This is a genomic window from Volucribacter psittacicida, from assembly GCF_004339025.1.
GTDB lineage: Bacteria > Pseudomonadota > Gammaproteobacteria > Enterobacterales > Pasteurellaceae > Volucribacter > Volucribacter psittacicida.
In genome coordinates this window covers 140,276-157,947 of sequence record NZ_SMFT01000002.1, presented here as the reverse complement: position 1 = coordinate 157,947, position 17,672 = coordinate 140,276, and the positions used below count along the sequence as shown (strand labels likewise).

Below are 17,672 nucleotides of genomic sequence, written 5' to 3'. Positions count from 1 at the left end.
GGTTATGAATAAGACAATACAACGCCGATTGATCCCCGCTAGTCCGCCAGTTTGCGATGATCCCTTATTGGATCGCTTATATCGTGCAAGGGAGATCAAAAATTCTCAGCAATTAGACCGCACTTTATCGGCAATGTTAGCCCCCCATTTATTTTATGGTATTGAACAGGCGGTGGCGTTGTTGGTAGAAGCTCGCCAACAACAGCAAGCCATCGTGATTGTTGGCGATTTTGATGCCGATGGGGCAACCAGTACCGCCTTGATGGTATTAGCATTGCAACAGCTTGGTTTTAGCCAAGTACAATATTTAGTGCCTAATCGTTTTGAGCAAGGGTATGGGTTAAGTGTTGCGGTGGCAGAGCAGGCGTTTGCCTTAGGCGTAGAACTACTGATTACGGTGGATAATGGCATTTCATCCCTTGAAGGCGTGGCTTGGTTAAAGCAACGTGGTGTAAAGGTATTAGTGACGGATCATCATTTGCCACCAGAACAACTTCCTCTCGCTGATGCCATTGTTAATCCCAATTTAGCCCAATGCCCTTTCCCCTCTAAATCTCTTGCAGGGGTCGGCGTGGCGTTTTATGTGATGTTGGCATTACGGGCGAAATTGCGTGAACTTGGCTTTTTTTCTCCACAATCACAACCGAATTTTGTGGAATTATTAGATTTAGTGGCATTGGGAACCATTGCTGATGTGGTACCCCTTGATCAAAATAACCGCATTTTAGCTTATCAAGGCTTGGGGCGTATTCGTGCTGAACGTTGCCGTTGTGGTATTCGAGCCTTAGCGGAAGTGGCACAGCGAGACGTAAGTAAGCTAAATTGTAGCGATTTAGGTTTTGCCATTGCACCACGTTTAAATGCGGCAGGGCGTTTAGATAATATGTCCATTGGCGTTGAATTATTATTGGCAGAGGATATGGAAACCGCAAGGGCATTGGCGTTGGAGCTAGATAGCTTAAATCAAACACGCAAAGAAATTGAACAAGGAATGAAACTTGAAGCCCTAGAAATTTGCCAAAAACTGACCGCACTTCAACAACAATTACCCACAGGTATCGTCTTATATCAAGCGGATTGGCATCAAGGCGTATTAGGTATCCTCGCAAGCCGAATTAAGGATCAATTTCATCGCCCTGTGGTGGCATTTGCACAAGAGCAAGAGGGCTTACTAAAAGGCTCGGCACGTTCCATTGAAGGTGTACATATGCGCGATTTATTGGAACGTATTCATAGTGCTTATCCTCAGCTTATTTTGAAATTTGGTGGGCATGCTATGGCGGCAGGATTAACCATTATGGAAGAAAATTTTGCTTTATTTCAGCAGGTGTTTAACCAAACTGTGGCAGATTGGATCGATCAGGATCAATTACAAGGCGTTATTTGGACAGATGGCGAATTGAATGCCCAACAAATGAATTTGAGCGTGGCGGAAAAAATAAAACAAGCTGGGCCTTGGGGGCAGCGTTTTCCAGAACCCTTGTTTGATGGCGAATTTCGTATTTTGCAACAACGTTTGGTCGGCGAAAAGCATTTAAAAATGATGGTTGAGCCTAAACAGGGCGGACCATTGTTTGATGCTATCGCTTTTAATGTAGATACCCGTTATTATCCTGATTTATCCATTAAGTTTGCAAAATTGGTGTATAAATTGGATATTAATGAATATCGTGGTAATCGTTCGGTACAGCTTCTTGTGGATTATATTGAGCCAATGATGTTGGCAAATTAAGGAATAATAGAAAGGTTATGGCTAGACTTTTTTTTCTCGTATTCTTGGGGTGGAGTACCTGCATTTCTGCGGAAACACAAACCATTGTAGAAAAAAATATCCCACAATTTGAGGACGGTAAGGATTATTTTTCTTATCGTGTTCCTATAATTCTTGAAAAACAGCAAGATAATAAGATCCTTATTCAATCTTTTTTTGCTTATGATTGCCGAATTTGCTCGCAAAGCCAAGATGTTTTAACACTTTATAGTCAATTACATCCACATATTGTTTTATTGCAAAAACAACCTGTCGCCACAGAACAAGCAAAATTTTCTTCCAATGTGTACTTTACCCTACTAGCCCTTGATCGTGAAGATTTAGCAGATTTATTGTTATTTGATAGTGCAACAAATCCCGCTTTAACAGAGATGGAAACTTTATTAACTTGGGTGGCAGAAAATGGCATACCAGATCAACAGTTTTTAGAATTTTTACAACTACCTGAAATCCAACAAAAATCCGAAGAAGCGGTTTATTTAACGGAAAAATATGGGGTTTTTACCATTCCTTTTGTGGTAATTGATGGGCGTTATGTATTAACCCAAAGTACCTTATATGATGATGATTATGCTTTTGCTGTATTGGATTTTTTAGTGGATAAGGTCCGCAATGAACAACAACATTTAAGGAATAAAAAATGAAAGTAGGAATTATTGGTGCTATGGCACAAGAAGTGGAGATTTTAGTTAGCGTTATGGAAAACCTGACGAAAACCGCCATCGCAAATGGAACCCTTTATCAAGGGAAAATTAATGGGATTGATGTGGTATTAATGCAGTCAGGAATTGGTAAAGTCGCCGCTGCTGTTGGTACCACCGCATTATTACAGCTCACGCAACCGGATATGGTCATTAATACAGGCTCAGCAGGTGGAATTGCGACAGGATTATCGGTGGGGGATATTGTGATTTCTGAACAAACTTGCCACCACGATGCCGATGTTACTGCCTTTGGCTATGCTATGGGGCAATTACCGAATTGCCCTGCACGCTTTCCCTCAGATCCGCACTTAGTAACATTAGCAACGGAAATATTAAAGCAACAAAATAAATCAGCAAAGTTAGGGCTAATTTGCTCGGGCGACAGTTTTGTTCAAGGTGGCGATGCCTTAGCAAACATTAAGCAACATTTTCCAGAGGCGATTGCCGTTGAAATGGAAGCCGCCGCCATTGCACAGGTTTGTTATATGTTCAACGTGCCATTTGTGGTGGTAAGAGCCATTTCTGATAATGGCGATAGTGAGGCAACCCTATCTTTTGAAGAATTTTTGCCTATTGCCGCTCAATCTTCCTCGCAAATTGTTTTAGCCATGCTAGAAAAATTAGCAAAATCCGCTTAACTTCTGAACCTGTGGTTAGCCACAGGATTTTAGACACGCAATAAACGGCAAATAATCAAGGTTACGCCACCGCCTAATAAGGTGGCAATAATCCGATGTTCAGTAATCGCCACAGGATCACCGCTGCCTAAACCAATAAGCAATACAATGGTGGCAGAAATCATACTGGTTAATAAAGCATAATGGGCTTTTTGCATAGAAAATGCCGCTCCCGAAGTTAATGCTAATAAACTAAGTAACATCAACGCATTATCCTGTAAGCCATAAATTGCCAAAGTTGCGAAGCAACAGCCCAATAATGTCCCAATAAAACGATTAATCGCACGTTCTAAGGTGGTTTTACTGTCAGGACGCAAAATAATTAACGCCGTCATAGCCGCCCAATAATCATTGGCTAAACCTGCACTTTTAGCGATATATAAGGAAAAATTAACCGCTAAAATGACTGCAATAACAAATCGAATTTGCTTATTAAAGGATAAGGCACTGAGGGCAACAGGTGGTAAAAGGGTGGCACTATAAGGAAATAATTTGGCACTTAACATCATACCCACTAATTGTAAGCCAGCCCCTAACAGGGTAAATGCTCCTCGCAACAAAGCATTCTCCCAATCTTCGGGATAATAACTTGCCACCAAAAACGCCACCACAATTTGCAGAGTAATCCACCATAAGTCATTATTATAACTGGTTAAAATGGCACAGCCTGCGGATAATAACGCAATGGCAAGATATAACCATAACCCCTCGTGCCCAAATAATGACCCTGCCACCGCCGCAACCGCCATACCCACAGCAGAAGCTGTTAGCGCTCCCCAACGGTGTCCATAAAAACTGCGTGAAGCCCCAAACCCCACCGAAAACGCCGCACCAACCATAATGACAGCATGGATATAGCTAAAATCGGTACTAATGGCTAATACTAAAAGAATGGCAGGAGAGCATAAAATTAGCTCGCGCCAATAAATCGTGCCACAGAGTTGGCGAAAAGATTGATATTTTTGCGATAAAATTGACATAGTTTTCTAAAAATTTTGGCTTCCGCTTGATGAGGAAGTTTATCATTCATCATCTATTCCGCTATAGGTTTTACCGTAAACCTCGTCAGTTTTTCTGACACACCTCGAGCATAACGGCGTGGAATTTCTACTTTAATTTGTTGATTATGCACAGTGTCAGTATATCGACAAATCTCTCGTTCTTCGGATTGGGTATTAATGCTACCATCAAGATTTAATAAGGGCGAAATGGAAGAATACATTGTCCATTCAAGTTGTGTACCATCAGCATAATTCACATTTAAATGGGCAACGGCATTACCTTCATTACAGCCAATATGGTAATTGTCATAGTCAAAACCTTCATTATTTGGAAAATCTTGAGCTTGATAGAAACCAAATAGGCGATCGTGGGCGAACAAACTTTGTTTTGCATAACGCCAGACTTGCTCGCGTAAAAAATATTGATCGGCAAAACGTTGTGATAAAGATTGTTTACTTTCTATATAATGATGGATTTTTTGTTCTAACTGGGGAACCGCACCTGCTACACAACCCCATAATCCTGCTAAAATTAATTCCGTATGCGAACCGCTATCACGCATGGTATGGAATAATTTATCACTGGCTAACCATTGATTAACCGCCGCAGCCTCTCGTTGTGAAATGACGGAATCCGCATCACGGAAAATCACATAACCCACCTCAGGATCGTCAATGGCTAAGAAACGCCATAATGTGCCTTGCCATTGTTGCTGTTGCTCTGATACATACACAATTTCCGCACCATTTTGGCGTAAACGCTCAATCAAGGTTGTAGGGACAGAATGATCCACATAAAAACGGCATATCCAATCAGGGTATAAAATTGGGCAAAGTTCCGTATTTAACACCGCAGGTTCCGCATAGCGAGAAAGCCCACCAAATAAGGAAAACGCAATCACTTTTTTCTTCTTTTTGGCTAAGGCTAAATCAATGTGGGTGGGGGGGGGTAATTCACCTGAACCATATTGCTGATCTCGCAGTTGTAATGCTTTTAAGCCAGCCTTGCCGGCATTTTCCCAATCTTTTAATGCACCATAGCTATGAGCGAGGGCATCATAAGCGTTTAAACAATTCACATCACGTTGCAAAGCACGATTGGCATAGCGAATACTGTCTTGCCATTGATTAAGATAAATCGCCACCGTTGCCGCATCGCTTAGGGGTCTAACGGAAGCTGGAATAAGTTTATGGGCTTTTAATGTTTCTTGCAAAGCGAGAGAAAATTGCTGGTTAGCAAGATATTGATGAAAATTTTGGGAGATGATATCCAGTTTTTTCTGTAATTTTTTGTTCTGTGCTGGCTGAATAGGGCGTTTATAAATCATCGTTTTATTTTATCTTGTTAATGAATAAAGGCTTATCATACCTCATATTTACCTTTGAAGTAATCATAAAGTGCGGTCTATTTTGGCAAAATTTTTGTATCGCCGCCCATTTTAAATAGAAACAATGATAAGCAATAGAATGGGTTATTTTTTGTTATTAAAATGTTGCAAAGGATAAATTTTTGTTGTAGTTTATGAATTATTGTCAATTAAGTTAAGCGGAATAAGAGGTGCTTATGCAAATCAATTTTGATGACTTATTCTGTGGGATTAAAATAAAAAATCTATTTCCCCCACGCTCTATTCATATTATTCTCCCTTGTTGTTTTCTTTTCAGGCAGCCTATTTGGGGTTCTCAATATTCTCTTTGGCAATATTAATCTTTTTTATTTTCTTTCTTTTTGGCATGTTTGGCTAATTTAGTCCAACAATATTTTTTATATTCTTAATCTCGTTTTCTTTTATCTTTTTGATTAAAGAATGGCTCACTTTTTATGATTTCATGAGAGGAAAAAATAATGTTTATTGAAGGCAGTATTATTCAACAAAGTTTAATGATTGGCTTGATTATTTTAATTCTTGCGTCATTTGTAGCCGGTTATATTGATGCGATTTCTGGTGGGGCGGGGTTAATTCTTATTCCTGCTTTTATACTAACGGGATTACCGCCGCAATTAGCATTGGGGCAAGAAAAATTAGTCAGCACCATAGGCACAGTGGCGGCGATTAAGAATTTTTTTCAGAGTAAAGCCATTGTTTGGAAAATTATTCCAGCAGGGATAATTATTGCCATTATTGGGGCTTATGTAGGGGCAAAGGCGATTTTGTTTTTACCCACAGAAACCATTTCTTATGTGATCGTGGCTTTATTGCCTATTGGTTTATTATCGGCATTTGTTAAGGGCAAAATTCATCCCCATATCCAAGCACAAGAAATCAAAATTTCGTTTATAACGGTATTTTTAACCTGTTTTATTGTGGGGTTTTATGATGGCTTTTTTGGACCGGGTACAGGCAGCCTCTTTATTATTGCCTTAACCTTATTTAATGGTTTAACTTTATTGCAAGCCTCGGCAACCTCAAAGATTTTTAATTTTGGTTCAAATATTGGGGCTTTTGTTGCCTTTTTTATGGCAGGACAAATGGCGTTTTTAATTGGTATTCCGATGATTATTGCCAGTTTATTAGGCAATCATATTGGGAGTTTGCAAGCTATTAAAACCAACGGTGAAGTGGTACGCAAAGTGTTAATTATAACGGTTATTTTTATGATGATTACTTTGATTTATCAGTTGGTAAAATAATGGAAAATAGACCGCACTTTTTATAGTCATTTCACTTTTATTTCTCCGGTTTCACAAATGTATTTCGCACATTCGTGCGACCTACTTTCTTTGCTGTTCAGAGGACAGATGACGGATGACAGAGGACAGCAATAGTAGGCTAATTTATTGATATTTAAAGTAAATGCTGTCTTCTGTCCTCAGTTCTCTGTCCTCTGAAAGCCAAAATTATTCTATCGTTCTAAGTTTAGGCTGGGGCTTTTTAAGGGGGTAAGGAAGCGTATACAATAAGTATAGTCGTCCCACTTTAAAATAATACAGAGTTGGTACGCTTTGTCTTATTTTTAAATTGAGACAACGACAACCATAAAGTGCGGTCTGTTTTGGCAAAATTTTTTCAAAACTGACCGCACTTTATGTCTTAGCATTTTTAAACATTTCAGCGTGGGTATCTAAATAATGAAGTTCGACCGTACTGTCGTCATCAGAAATACGATAAAGCAACACCAAATCATTTTTAACATGGCAATAACGAAAGGCATTTAAATTGCCTTTTAATGCGTGATCACGGTATTTGGCAGGCAATGGCTGGCGGTGGATTAAACAATTAATGACTTCTGCCCATTCCGCACTGATTAAATGTATATAATGTTTTTTGGCATTTTTCTTATAGTCGTTTCAATTTAAAAGAAGATAAGGCGGCACGCTGAAGACAGTACAAAGAGTACGGCGAAGCGTGCCAACGCAGTATTATTTTAAAGTGGAGCGACTATAAATGCTTTAAAAACCTCTAACTGTCTAGGCTCACTCATCGGCTAAATCGCTCATCATCTCTGTTAAACTCGCAAATTTTTGTGTTTTACCCTCTGCTTGTTCACGTTGATTTTGTTGCAAAATCGCCAGAACATGATCTTGTAGCAATGATGTTTGCTCGGCTTGCCAAGCAAAAGAAAGCGGCACTGTTTTGGTTTTAATCACTTGATTAGCAAAGAGTTTAAAGGCTTGAGGAATAGTTAAGCCATATTCTGCCAATACTTCGGCAAATTGCTGTTTGGTTTTGGCATCAAAATGCATATTAAAGTTATTACTCATGATAACTCCTTTATATATTCGTTAGATTTTCTTGATTTTATCGTTATTTTTTATGCCTTACAAGGCAAATATCCGCAACACTGTTTCAACCAAGCGTTGAATTTTGATTGCTCGTTTTATTGTTTCATTAGAGGAAAAAATGATGTTTATTGAAGGCAGTTTTATCTAATTTATAGTCGTTTCAATTTAAAATAAACAAGGTGGTACGCTGAGATGGTTAAAGTGCGGTCAGTTTTGGCAAAATTTTTTCAAAACTGACCGCCCTTTTTATGAGTCAATGAAAATTTCAGTATGACTTAGAACTGAGGGCGATACCTTTAGCTCACGTGCCGCCGCCATAAAGCCCTGATGTTTCGCCACAATCACAAAATAATAAAGTGTATTCCATTCCTTATCTATTACACCCACTTGAAAATAGCGTGAAAAAAGACCGCACTTTGTTTGTTATGTTGATATTGAATGATTTTCAGCTAAGAAACGATCAAAATCGCTTTCAAACATTTTATCTTGTATCACACGGTATTTTTCAAATTCACTTAATGCATGTGCTTTGGCAATTTCGTCGGTAATTTTGCCTGCATCTTGTAAAACCGCACGATCGGTAAAGGCAAGAAAACGATTTAAACGATTTTCCCAATCTGCCATTGTCATGGGAATTTGTCGGTTTGCCATATCTTCGGCAAGATCTAAATAAGCGGATACTAATCGCTGTAATTGTGCCATTTCGTCTTCATTAAGATAATTTTTGGCAACGATAACATCAAATTTTTGAATTTTTCCCTGAGGTGCATCTCGCCAAGAGGTTAAGCCCATATTTTGTTTTTGTGCATCAGCACGATGATAAATGACCTCTGAAGCGGTTTGTCCATGAATTGCCCAATGCAGTTTATTTTGTACCGTTGCAAAAAAACGTTTAGTCGTCATGGCATCACGATCATAATCAATCGCTGTGGCATAAATATCGGTAATTTTTTGGTAAAATTTACGTTCTGATAAACGAATTTCACGAATACGAGCAAGCTGTTCTTCAAAATATTTTTTACCTAATATTGAGCCATCATTTTTTAATCGCTCATCATCCATAGCAAACCCTTTAATGGTAAAGGATTGAATGACCTGTGTCGCCCACTTACGAAACTGTACGGCTCGCTCTGAATTTGCCTTATAACCTAACGCAATAATGACAGATAAATCATAATGTTGGGTTTGATAACGTTTACCATCATTGGCAGTTATTAGAAATTTTCTAATAACTGAAGATTTATCAAGTTCACAATCAGAAAAAATCTTTTTTAAATGGTAATTAACGGTTGCAATATCAATATCATATAACGCCGCCATCATTTTTTGCGATAACCAAATATTTTCATCAGCATAAATGGCATTTACGCCGCCTTCACCCGTACTTGCGATAAAGGTTAAGTATTCCACCGCTGATGCTCTAATAGGTTGTAATTTACTCATATTATGATCATTCAAGCTAAAAAATCCTCTAATGATTTTGCCGATAAAAACCCCATTCCTCGATTACCCGCTCATCAGGCAAATGACATTCTGCGTATTCATTGCCTTGTGCATCGGATTTGGTTACCGACTGTCCGCCTTGCTCTACACAATAGACTGAAGCAGGATTTGCCATACCGATTGGCTCTGCTGTGGGGTGAAGTGAATGACAAGCGGTCAATAAGAGCAGGGGAAGTAAAAATTTATTGCTCACGTTCTTTCCTTTAGAAAAAACAATATCATAGCAGAATTAGTGAGAAAAACTCACAAGGGCATGCAAGATTAGCACGTCTTTTGACGGATTTGCTGAGATAGTTTTTCAGGCAGCCTCGCTGCTTGAAATTTTTGGAAAACTGACCGACCTTTCCCCTTATCCTTTTGGGAATAACCGCGTTTTTGCATCAAGATAAACCTTATTTTTCTCTCGCTTACCAACAGCAATCACAAAAACAACGATTTCTTTCTCTCTGACCTGATAAACCAAACGATAACCCGCCTCACGCAGTTTAATTTTATAACAATCGGAAAAACTACTTAATCTATTGGCTTCTATTCTGGGATTTTGTAACACCTTAGCCAACTTCTTTTTGAATTGTTCTTTGACGGTTTTACCCAGTTTCTGCCATTCTTTTAAGGCGCGAGGATCAAAATATAACTCATAAGTCATCTAAATGAACCTTAACCCCCTGTTGCGAATGTTTTAGGCGATAACGCACGGTTTCTAATAATTCCGCTTCTTCATGATTTAACAGCGTTGTTTGAATGGGGAATTGATGATTTTGTGCCACATATTGAAACAGCAATCTTACTGCCTCTGTTGGGGTCATATTCAGCTCTTGCAAGGCAAGATATGCCTGTTTTTTTAACTCATCATCTAAACGAATGTTTACAGTTGCCATGATGTTCTCCTTAGTCTAAATGGGGTCATTGTAATGCAATTTGGCATTACAAACAATGTTCGGAGAAGTTTCCGAAGTGCATTCAGTTTTGCTATGTTTCAGGCTGCCTGAAATTTTTGTAAAACTGACCGCACTTCGTATAAAACTTGATTAAAAAGTTATCTTTCTTGTAATGCCTGTTTCATTCGGGTAATTGGCTTGGTGAGGTATTGGAATACGGTTTTTTCGCCGGTTTTAATATCTACGGTGGCGATCATACCGGGGATAACAGGCAAGGTTTTGCCGTTTTTATCGGTCAGTTCTGCACCGTCAGTACGGACTAACACACGATAAAATGCGGAGTTGGGATCAAGGTTGAGTTCGCTCCCCATTTTTTTATCCTGTAACGTGCCTGGGCTTAATAAGGTAACTTCGCCGTCTAAACCGCCGTAAATGGCATAGTCATAGGCGGTTAATTTCACTACCGCTTTCATACCCGGCATAATATAAGCCACATCTTTGGGGTTAATGTAGGCCTCAACCAGCAAGGTATCTTCTAAAGGGGTAATCTCCATAATATCTTGCCCTGCTGAAATCACGCCGCCAATGGTGTTAATTTTGATATTTTTAACAATCCCTTTGAGTGGGGCTCGAATCATTGAGCGTTCAACAGGATCGGCACGCATAGCAAGGTTTTCTCTGGCTTGATCCAGTTCGCCTTGTGTTCGCCCTAATTCGGCATTGGCATCGGTAATATATTTATGTTGGCGTTCGCTAATTTGTAATTGCAAATCTGCGGAAGAACGTTCCATACGCAATAATTCTACCTGCGACATGGCACCACGAGCCACAATAGGTTTGGTTAAGGTAATTTCACGATCTAATAGGCGTTTACTTTCTTTTAAACTTTTCAAACTTTCAGCCAGTGCGGCACGTTTCGCTTGATAAACCCCTTTTTCTCGGCGTTGAATTTCTTCAGGGATATTGTCAGGAAAAACGGGTTCTTCGCCGTTAATTTCCGCTTTTAAACGAATCACTGTGGCTTCAAGGTTATCCACTTTGGCTTGGGTTTCACGCAAAATGGCGGAAGAACGGGTATCGTCAAGTTTAAGCAAGATTTGCCCTTTTTCCACTTGATCCCCTTCTCGCACCAACATTTCGCTTAAGATACCAGGATCTAAACTTTGAATCACTTGCTCGTGGCTACTTGGCACAATCGTTCCCTGAGCACGCGTTACCTCTTCTAATTTGCTGAAATAGGACCAAATAATAAACACAATAAGAAAAGCCCCAATTAACCAAAGAATGGCAAAGGTTTTGGTGTGTTTTTCCTGTTGCATTGCGGCGTGCAGATCCGTAAGCAAATGCAAGTCTTTGTTTTCCACCTTTTCTAAGGTGGTTTTTTGAGGTTGTTGATTTTGATCTTGAGATTGATTTTCTGCTGTCATTTTGATACTTCTTTATGCTTATTCATTAATGATTTTCCACAGGTTTAGCCTCTGCTGCTGGGGCTTCTGGTTTTTCGTTGAGTTTGGCTAATACCGCATCTCTTGGGCCGTCCATAATCACTTTACCGTTATCCACCACAACGATACGATTCACTAAGCGTAACACTTGCGGTCTATGGGTAACGATCACTAAAGTACGATTTCTCGCCCAAATATCAATGGCGGCAATGGCTTGGTTTTCGTGGAATTGGTCAAAGCCTGTGGTGGGTTCATCTAATAACACTACTTTAGGATCACGCAACATCATACGAGCAAGGGCAACTGCTTGACGCTGTCCGCCAGATAAACCTAAACCATCTTCCCCTAATGGCATATCTAAACCTTTCGGGTGATTTCTAACCATTTCTAATAAGCCTAAACGTTGTAAGGCAAATAATAGGGTTTGGTCATTGGAAAAGCCATCAACACGAGAAATATCTAAATTTTCTCTGAGGGTACCTAAGAATAAACGAGGTTTTTGCTCGAGTAATAACACTTGATTACGTAAAAAATAAGGATCAAGCTGTTGTAAATTAATGCCGTCTAAACTGATTGTTCCACTGGTTGGGCTATATTGATTGACCGCCAATTTTAGGGCAGTGGATTTACCGCTACCAATTTTACCAATAATCGCTACTTTTTCCCCTTCACGAATACTGAGGTTAAATTGATCTAATACGGCGTTATTTTCTTCGTCATATTTAAAGCTCACATTGGCAAAATTTAAGTTTCCTTTGACTTGTTTTAGGCTTAAATATTCACGATCGCTGGATTTCTCAATCGGCTTTTGCACAATCATTTCCACCCCTTTTAGGGCGATCCAAGCCTGTTGGAAACGAATGGCTAAACCCGCAATTTGCCCCAGTGGCGATAAAGCACGTCCAGAAAGAATCACCGCCGCAATTAACGCCCCCATAGTGATGCGACTAGCCACATCTTCGCTATGAATCAAGTAAGTGCCATAAACCACTAATAATACGGTGTTAAGTTGTTGTAAAGCGGTAACGGTATTAATCACAAAGTTACTAATATCCTTCACCTTTATGGCGGAATAAGAGCTTTTCGCTGTGTAATGATCCCAACGTTGTTGTGCCCATAACATCGCATTGTTATTTTTTAAGGTTTCTAAGCCCTCTACGGCTTCTACTGCCAGCCCTTGGCGTTGTGAGGATTCACGCATAGATTCATTAATGGCTTTGGACAGGGGAATTTGTGCCAGCAAGCCAACCAAAATCACTAACGGAATAATAATGGCAGGGATAATGGCCAATTTACCTGCCACAAGGCTAATGACCGTAATAAAAAGCAGTAAAAAAGGGAGGTCAATTAAGGTTAATAAACTGGCACTGGTTAAAAATTCGCGTACCGATTCAAAATCACGCAAATTATTGGCATACGAACCTGAAGACATCGGTTTTTCTTGCATACGCAATGCCATCACCCGTCTAAATAACATCGCACTAATAATTAAATCTGCTTTTTTACCCGCAATATCCGTTAAATGCCCTCGCAAGGTTTTAGCGATAAATTCAAAGAAAATGGCTAATACCACCCCAATACTCAATACCCATAAGGTGGCGTAGGCTTGGTTAGGGATTACTCGGTCATACACATTCATCACATATAAAGAACTGATTAATGCCAAAACATTAATCATAAAGGTGGCAATAATGACCTGATAATAATAAGGCTTAAATCGCCAAATAATTTTGAAAAACCAAGATTTAGGTAGCTCATATTCAGGCAGCTCTGAACGCACATCTTGAATCACTTTGGGTTTAATAAACCAGCAATAGCCCGCATATTTCGCCGCTAATTCCTCCGCACTGATATCTGCAAACAGGTTACCCTCTTGCATAATGCGGTAAGTACGTTGCCCTTGTTCATCAGTATGGATCTCAGTAATTAAGACCGCTTCCTGATCTTTTAAAATGGCAATCACAGGCATGGCTAAAGAGGGAATATCCCCTAAGGCACGCTCTGAAATATTATTATCAAAGCCTTCGGCACGCAAAAACTCGCATAGACCCGAAAAATCCGCACTATTGCCTACTTTACGCACCGTATTGGCGGTTAAGGTGGCAACAGAAATAGGCGTACCCAAATATTGAGTCGCCAAGGCAATTTGTTCAAAAATACTTTTCATTTTTTACGACTTATTTCACGATTTAGTTATTCAGTTATTTTTCATCAACCCATTGTTTTAACGCACCTTGTGCGTAGAGATAATCTAGCACAGCATGACGTACCTGATATTGCGAATTCACCTTTGACAGCTGTGCTGATAAAAGTTCATTCTCCGCATTTAACAGTTCCAATAGGGTACGTTTCGCAATAGAAAATTGCAATTTATAAAAATCAATCACTTCTTTTTGCGATTTAATTTGTTGGCTAAGAATATTGACGTGTTTTTGATACTGCTCAAAATTAATTAAAGAAAGGGCTTTTTGTTCTGCAATTTCTAAATTGGCATCTTCTAATTCACTTTCTGCCGACACTAAACGCTCAACATTTTCTTGTACATTATAATGATTACGGCGATTGTAAATATCCCAAGACATATTTAAATAAACCACACGATCATCACGAGTAGCCTGTGCCACAAAGTCTAATTTGGGTAAACGACTTGCTTTACTGGCTTCAATACCCGCTTTAGCCACTTCTATTTGTTGTTCAGAGGATTTAATACGCGGATTGACTTTTTCTGTACCATAACGTTGCTTTAATTGTTGCAAACTGAGTTTGCTAAAAGGATCACGAATATCTTGACTACTTAAATTACGCTTGGCATAACGAACTAAACGATTAATACTGGTATCAATTTCACGTTGCACCGCATTCATTTGTTGTTCAACTTCATATTTACGAGATTGTGCTTGTACTAACTCCGATTGACGACCAATGTCATTATCAGAAATCACATTAATATCCCGAATAATTTGATTAATCCGTTGATGAGCCTGTTTTAACACCTCTAGCTGTTCCAAGCTACTCAATGCCATTAAATAAAGCTCTGTGACACGATAAGCCACTTCCTCTTGCGTTTGCTCAATATTAAATTGACTTAATAATCGCTTAGATTTCGCTTCTTTAACACGTTTATCAATCGCACCAAAAGAATATAAATTTAAGGAAAGCTGAGCCCCCGGCACAAAATGAGAGGCTTCCGTAGAAGAATAACGATGATATTGTTTGATATTTTGTTGCATAAAAGTTGAGATTTGTGGGTAATGATCCGATTTTTCCTGCTCCACTTGGCTTTCTGCAATCATCTTTTCACTTTGTGCCAACAAGATTTTCGGATCTTGGCTTAAAGAACGCTTGATAACGTCTTTTAATACGGTTTCGTTGGCGAGGCTTTTAGGTAAGAAAAGTAAAAAGGGTAAACAAAGTAACAACTTATTTAAACGCGTAAAAGGGGAAAGTTTCATAATTATACCTATTTTATTAGTAAGAGTATTAAATACCCAACGAGTAAGTTAATAATTAATCAGCAAGCGAATATATAGCAAATAGGCTATGACTGCAAGAGAAGAGAAATAAATAAGGGAGAATAATGTATGTAGAGTTTTTGTTAAGTAAAGTTTGGTAAAGTTTGAGGGGGGGGGGGGTAGAATGATAAATATTGTTTTCTCTATAATTACGCTATTTTTATTCACTTTACATATTATTAACACAGGTTTTATTTAATACATTGTTTTTCTGATTGTTGTTTTTTATGTTGTTCATTAGTTAGGATAATGTTTTTTGTAGGCTTGTGTTTTTATTTTTATAAATTTTTCAGTAAATCTTGAGTATAGTTATGAGGAGCTTATTATGCGACTAAAACTTGGCGGAGCAATCTTTGCTTGCTTGGCTTTAACCGCGTGTTCAGCGAATAATTCGCCAGAAACATGGCAGAATTTTACAGATAAAACTGTAGGTGCGGATAATTTAAATCAAGGAGAATCTTTGGTTGTATTTTATCGCCAACCCAATACACCAGGCGTAGCCATTGATGTTTATGTGAACCAAGACTATCAAACATCATTGCTCAATGGTGGATTTAGTGCCATAAAATTGTGTGCCAATCAAAATTTTATTTCCACATCTTACACCTCAGACCGCGATTTTGGAAATCGTACCAGGGGTATCCATTTTTATAGCTCTAGCCAGCAAATTACCTACGTTAAAGTTACCTCAAATGGTAATCAACAACCTGTATTTACTTTTGTTGATAATGAACAAGGTAAAAGGGATGTTGAACAATTACAATACCAATCTAATGTACTTTCTCGAGTGATTGAAAAACCTTGTAGTAATCAAAACTATGTTACCGCGACTTATCAAGTCAATTTTGGTTTTGATCAATCTTCTACAAAGAGTTTACCAGCTAATGTTCAACAGGCATTAGCACAGTTTGTACAACAAATTAATGCGGAAAAAGTGACTTCAGTAAAAGTGAATGGTTACAGTGATCCTGTAGGGAACTCAAATTATAATGTAAAACTTTCTGAACGTCGGGCAAATACAGTAGCAAACCTGATTCAACAAAGTAACCCTTCTATTCAAACCGAGGTAAATGGTTTTGGTGCAAGCAATGTCCTCAACAATAATTGTGCTAAAGAATATCGAGGTAATCGTACTCTTATTAATCAATGTAATGCCGAAAATCGTCGTGTAGAAATCGCCGTTTTTGGGCAAGAGTAATTTATTTAGGAACTTATTTAAAAGGATGAATTTATGTCAACAACATTAAAAGTATTAAGTGCAAAAAAAGTTATTTCAAAATATAAAATTGCAGATGGTGAAACCTTAACGATCAAAGCATCAAAGAATGTTAATTACCAATTAATTGATGATCAAACAGGCGTTGCGCCACAGAAAATCATCGCAAAACGCGTAGGTAACGATCTCCAAATCTTATTAGAAAATGGCGATCAAGTACCAGATATCGTTATTACAGACTATTACACAGATACAACAGCGGAAAGCACTAATTTATTAGTTGGTCAGCATGAAAATGGAAAAGTGTATGTTTATGTGCCGACTTCTGGCGAAAAAGCTGATGCTATCAGCGTATTATTAAATAACCAAGCAGAACCACAAGTATTAGGTGGCGATGAAAGAGATGGGGCATTTTGGGTATTTAGTCCATGGTGGTTATTAGCATTAATTCCAGTAGCGGGTATTGCTATTGCTGCGGGTAGTGGCGGCGGATCAGGCTCCTCGAATGATGCGCCAGCGGATACTTCAGCAGACAAACCAAGCATTGATGCACAAAAAGGTGGCAAGGTGATTGTTGCTCCTGGCGCAGATAATACGAAATTGGTTGTTGAATATACCGATGAAAATGGTGATCAAAAAACGATTACTGTAAATAAAGGCAGTGATGGTAGTTGGACATCTGAAGATACTTTACCAAATGGCGTTACATTAGATCCTAGCACTGGAACAATTACTTTAGCACCTGAAGCAGTAAAAGATAAAACCACTGTAACTGCAACAGGTACTGATGCAGCAAATAATTCAAGTTCTGTAACCTCAACTGCACAAGTAGATGATTCAACGCCAGATCAGGCGGATAAACCTAATGTTGACACACAAAATAATGGTCAAGTTGTAGTAAAACCAGGTGAAGATAATACTAAACTCGTTATTGAATATACTAACGAAGATGGTGAATCAAAAACAATAATATTAAATAAAGACAGTGATACTGGTAATTGGACTTCGGAAGAGAATTTACCGAGTGGTGTTACATTAGATCCAACAACTGGGAAAGTGACTTTACCTCCTGACGAAGTAAAAGATGAAACGACGATCACTGCAACAGGTACTGATCCATATAATAATAAAAGCAAAGAGACTAAAACATCAAAAATTGATGGTGTATCAGGCGCACCATCATTGTCTATTCCAGACGCAGCAGATGGCTACATTAACGCTCAAGAAATCAAAGATGGTGT

General features: G+C 38.8%; 17 protein-coding genes and 1 pseudogene. 6 read left to right on the top strand and 12 right to left on the bottom strand.

Going from position 1 to position 17,672, the window contains the following annotated elements:
- Nucleotides 1-4 precede the first annotated feature (4 nt).
- The 3 genes from recJ to EV694_RS04040 are packed head-to-tail and all read left to right on the top strand — an operon-like array spanning nucleotide 5 to nucleotide 3,113.
- Nucleotides 5-1,732, top strand: a complete 1,728-nt coding sequence (gene recJ / locus EV694_RS04050; RefSeq protein WP_132689636.1) for a single-stranded-DNA-specific exonuclease RecJ — start codon at nucleotides 5-7, stop codon at nucleotides 1,730-1,732.
- Nucleotides 1,733-1,749: 17 nt separating this feature from the next.
- Nucleotides 1,750-2,415 (top strand): thiol:disulfide interchange protein DsbA/DsbL, encoded by a 666-nt coding sequence (locus tag EV694_RS04045; protein WP_132689634.1) that lies wholly within the window; start codon nucleotides 1,750-1,752, stop codon nucleotides 2,413-2,415.
- The gene (locus EV694_RS04040; RefSeq protein WP_132689632.1) at nucleotides 2,412-3,113 is read left to right on the top strand and encodes a 5'-methylthioadenosine/adenosylhomocysteine nucleosidase; all 702 of its coding nucleotides are present in this window, start codon (nucleotides 2,412-2,414) and stop codon (nucleotides 3,111-3,113) included. Before EV694_RS04045 ends, EV694_RS04040 begins: the two co-directional genes overlap by 4 nt.
- Nucleotides 3,114-3,142: 29 nt before the next feature.
- Here EV694_RS04040 and EV694_RS04035 read toward each other — a convergent pair whose 3' ends face one another.
- Both EV694_RS04035 and EV694_RS04030 read right to left on the bottom strand, forming a co-directional pair.
- On the bottom strand, nucleotides 3,143-4,132 hold the full coding sequence (locus EV694_RS04035; protein ID WP_132689629.1) for an FUSC family protein: 990 nt from the start codon (nucleotides 4,130-4,132) through the stop codon (nucleotides 3,143-3,145).
- Nucleotides 4,133-4,185: 53 nt separating this feature from the next.
- A complete protein-coding gene (locus EV694_RS04030) occupies nucleotides 4,186-5,481 on the bottom strand; it encodes a tetratricopeptide repeat protein (RefSeq protein ID WP_132689627.1) in 1,296 nt (431 codons plus the stop codon).
- Nucleotides 5,482-5,999: 518 nt separating this feature from the next.
- Here EV694_RS04030 and EV694_RS04025 point away from each other — a divergent pair.
- Nucleotides 6,000-6,785 (top strand): sulfite exporter TauE/SafE family protein, encoded by a 786-nt coding sequence (locus EV694_RS04025; RefSeq protein ID WP_132689624.1) that lies wholly within the window; start codon nucleotides 6,000-6,002, stop codon nucleotides 6,783-6,785.
- Between the two features lie 393 nt (nucleotides 6,786-7,178).
- On the opposite strand, the pseudogene EV694_RS04020 reads toward EV694_RS04025, so the two are convergent.
- The 10 genes and pseudogenes from EV694_RS04020 to EV694_RS03975 form a co-directional block, all read right to left on the bottom strand.
- Nucleotides 7,179-7,427 (bottom strand): annotated as a pseudogene (locus tag EV694_RS04020) (type II toxin-antitoxin system YafQ family toxin); the annotation flags it as partial.
- Between the two features lie 141 nt (nucleotides 7,428-7,568).
- The gene (locus EV694_RS04015) at nucleotides 7,569-7,856 is read right to left on the bottom strand and encodes a type II toxin-antitoxin system RelB/DinJ family antitoxin (RefSeq protein ID WP_132689622.1); all 288 of its coding nucleotides are present in this window, start codon (nucleotides 7,854-7,856) and stop codon (nucleotides 7,569-7,571) included.
- Nucleotides 7,857-8,123: 267 nt separating this feature from the next.
- Nucleotides 8,124-8,264, bottom strand: a complete 141-nt coding sequence (locus EV694_RS11115; RefSeq protein WP_132689619.1) for a helix-turn-helix domain-containing protein — start codon at nucleotides 8,262-8,264, stop codon at nucleotides 8,124-8,126.
- Between the two features lie 36 nt (nucleotides 8,265-8,300).
- Nucleotides 8,301-9,320: a virulence RhuM family protein gene (locus EV694_RS04005; protein WP_132689617.1), complete on the bottom strand. Its 1,020-nt coding sequence runs from the start codon at nucleotides 9,318-9,320 to the stop codon at nucleotides 8,301-8,303.
- Between the two features lie 28 nt (nucleotides 9,321-9,348).
- Nucleotides 9,349-9,573, bottom strand: coding sequence for a putative hemolysin (locus tag EV694_RS04000; protein ID WP_243645974.1), 225 nt, complete (start codon nucleotides 9,571-9,573; stop codon nucleotides 9,349-9,351).
- A gap of 156 nt (nucleotides 9,574-9,729) precedes the next feature.
- A complete protein-coding gene (locus tag EV694_RS03995) occupies nucleotides 9,730-10,026 on the bottom strand; it encodes a type II toxin-antitoxin system RelE family toxin (RefSeq protein WP_132689614.1) in 297 nt (98 codons plus the stop codon).
- Nucleotides 10,016-10,258, bottom strand: a complete 243-nt coding sequence (locus tag EV694_RS03990; RefSeq protein ID WP_132689611.1) for a type II toxin-antitoxin system RelB/DinJ family antitoxin — start codon at nucleotides 10,256-10,258, stop codon at nucleotides 10,016-10,018. The genes EV694_RS03995 and EV694_RS03990 overlap by 11 nt, the downstream gene beginning before the upstream one ends.
- A 158-nt stretch (nucleotides 10,259-10,416) precedes the next feature.
- Nucleotides 10,417-11,685: a beta-barrel domain-containing protein gene (locus EV694_RS03985; RefSeq protein WP_132689608.1), complete on the bottom strand. Its 1,269-nt coding sequence runs from the start codon at nucleotides 11,683-11,685 to the stop codon at nucleotides 10,417-10,419.
- A gap of 25 nt (nucleotides 11,686-11,710) precedes the next feature.
- Nucleotides 11,711-13,870, bottom strand: a complete 2,160-nt coding sequence (locus EV694_RS03980) for a type I secretion system permease/ATPase (RefSeq protein WP_132689605.1) — start codon at nucleotides 13,868-13,870, stop codon at nucleotides 11,711-11,713.
- Nucleotides 13,871-13,904: 34 nt separating this feature from the next.
- Nucleotides 13,905-15,155 (bottom strand): TolC family protein, encoded by a 1,251-nt coding sequence (locus tag EV694_RS03975; protein WP_132689602.1) that lies wholly within the window; start codon nucleotides 15,153-15,155, stop codon nucleotides 13,905-13,907.
- A gap of 385 nt (nucleotides 15,156-15,540) precedes the next feature.
- Here EV694_RS03975 and EV694_RS03970 point away from each other — a divergent pair, with 385 nt between their 5' ends.
- Nucleotides 15,541-16,413 carry an OmpA family protein gene (locus EV694_RS03970; RefSeq protein ID WP_132689599.1) on the top strand — a complete coding sequence of 291 codons (873 nt, stop codon included), beginning with the start codon at nucleotides 15,541-15,543 and terminating at the stop codon, nucleotides 16,411-16,413.
- 33 nt (nucleotides 16,414-16,446) lie between these two features.
- Nucleotides 16,447-17,672: putative Ig domain-containing protein (locus EV694_RS10860; RefSeq protein WP_243645973.1), on the top strand; the 1,226-nt coding region annotated here is incomplete at its 3' end.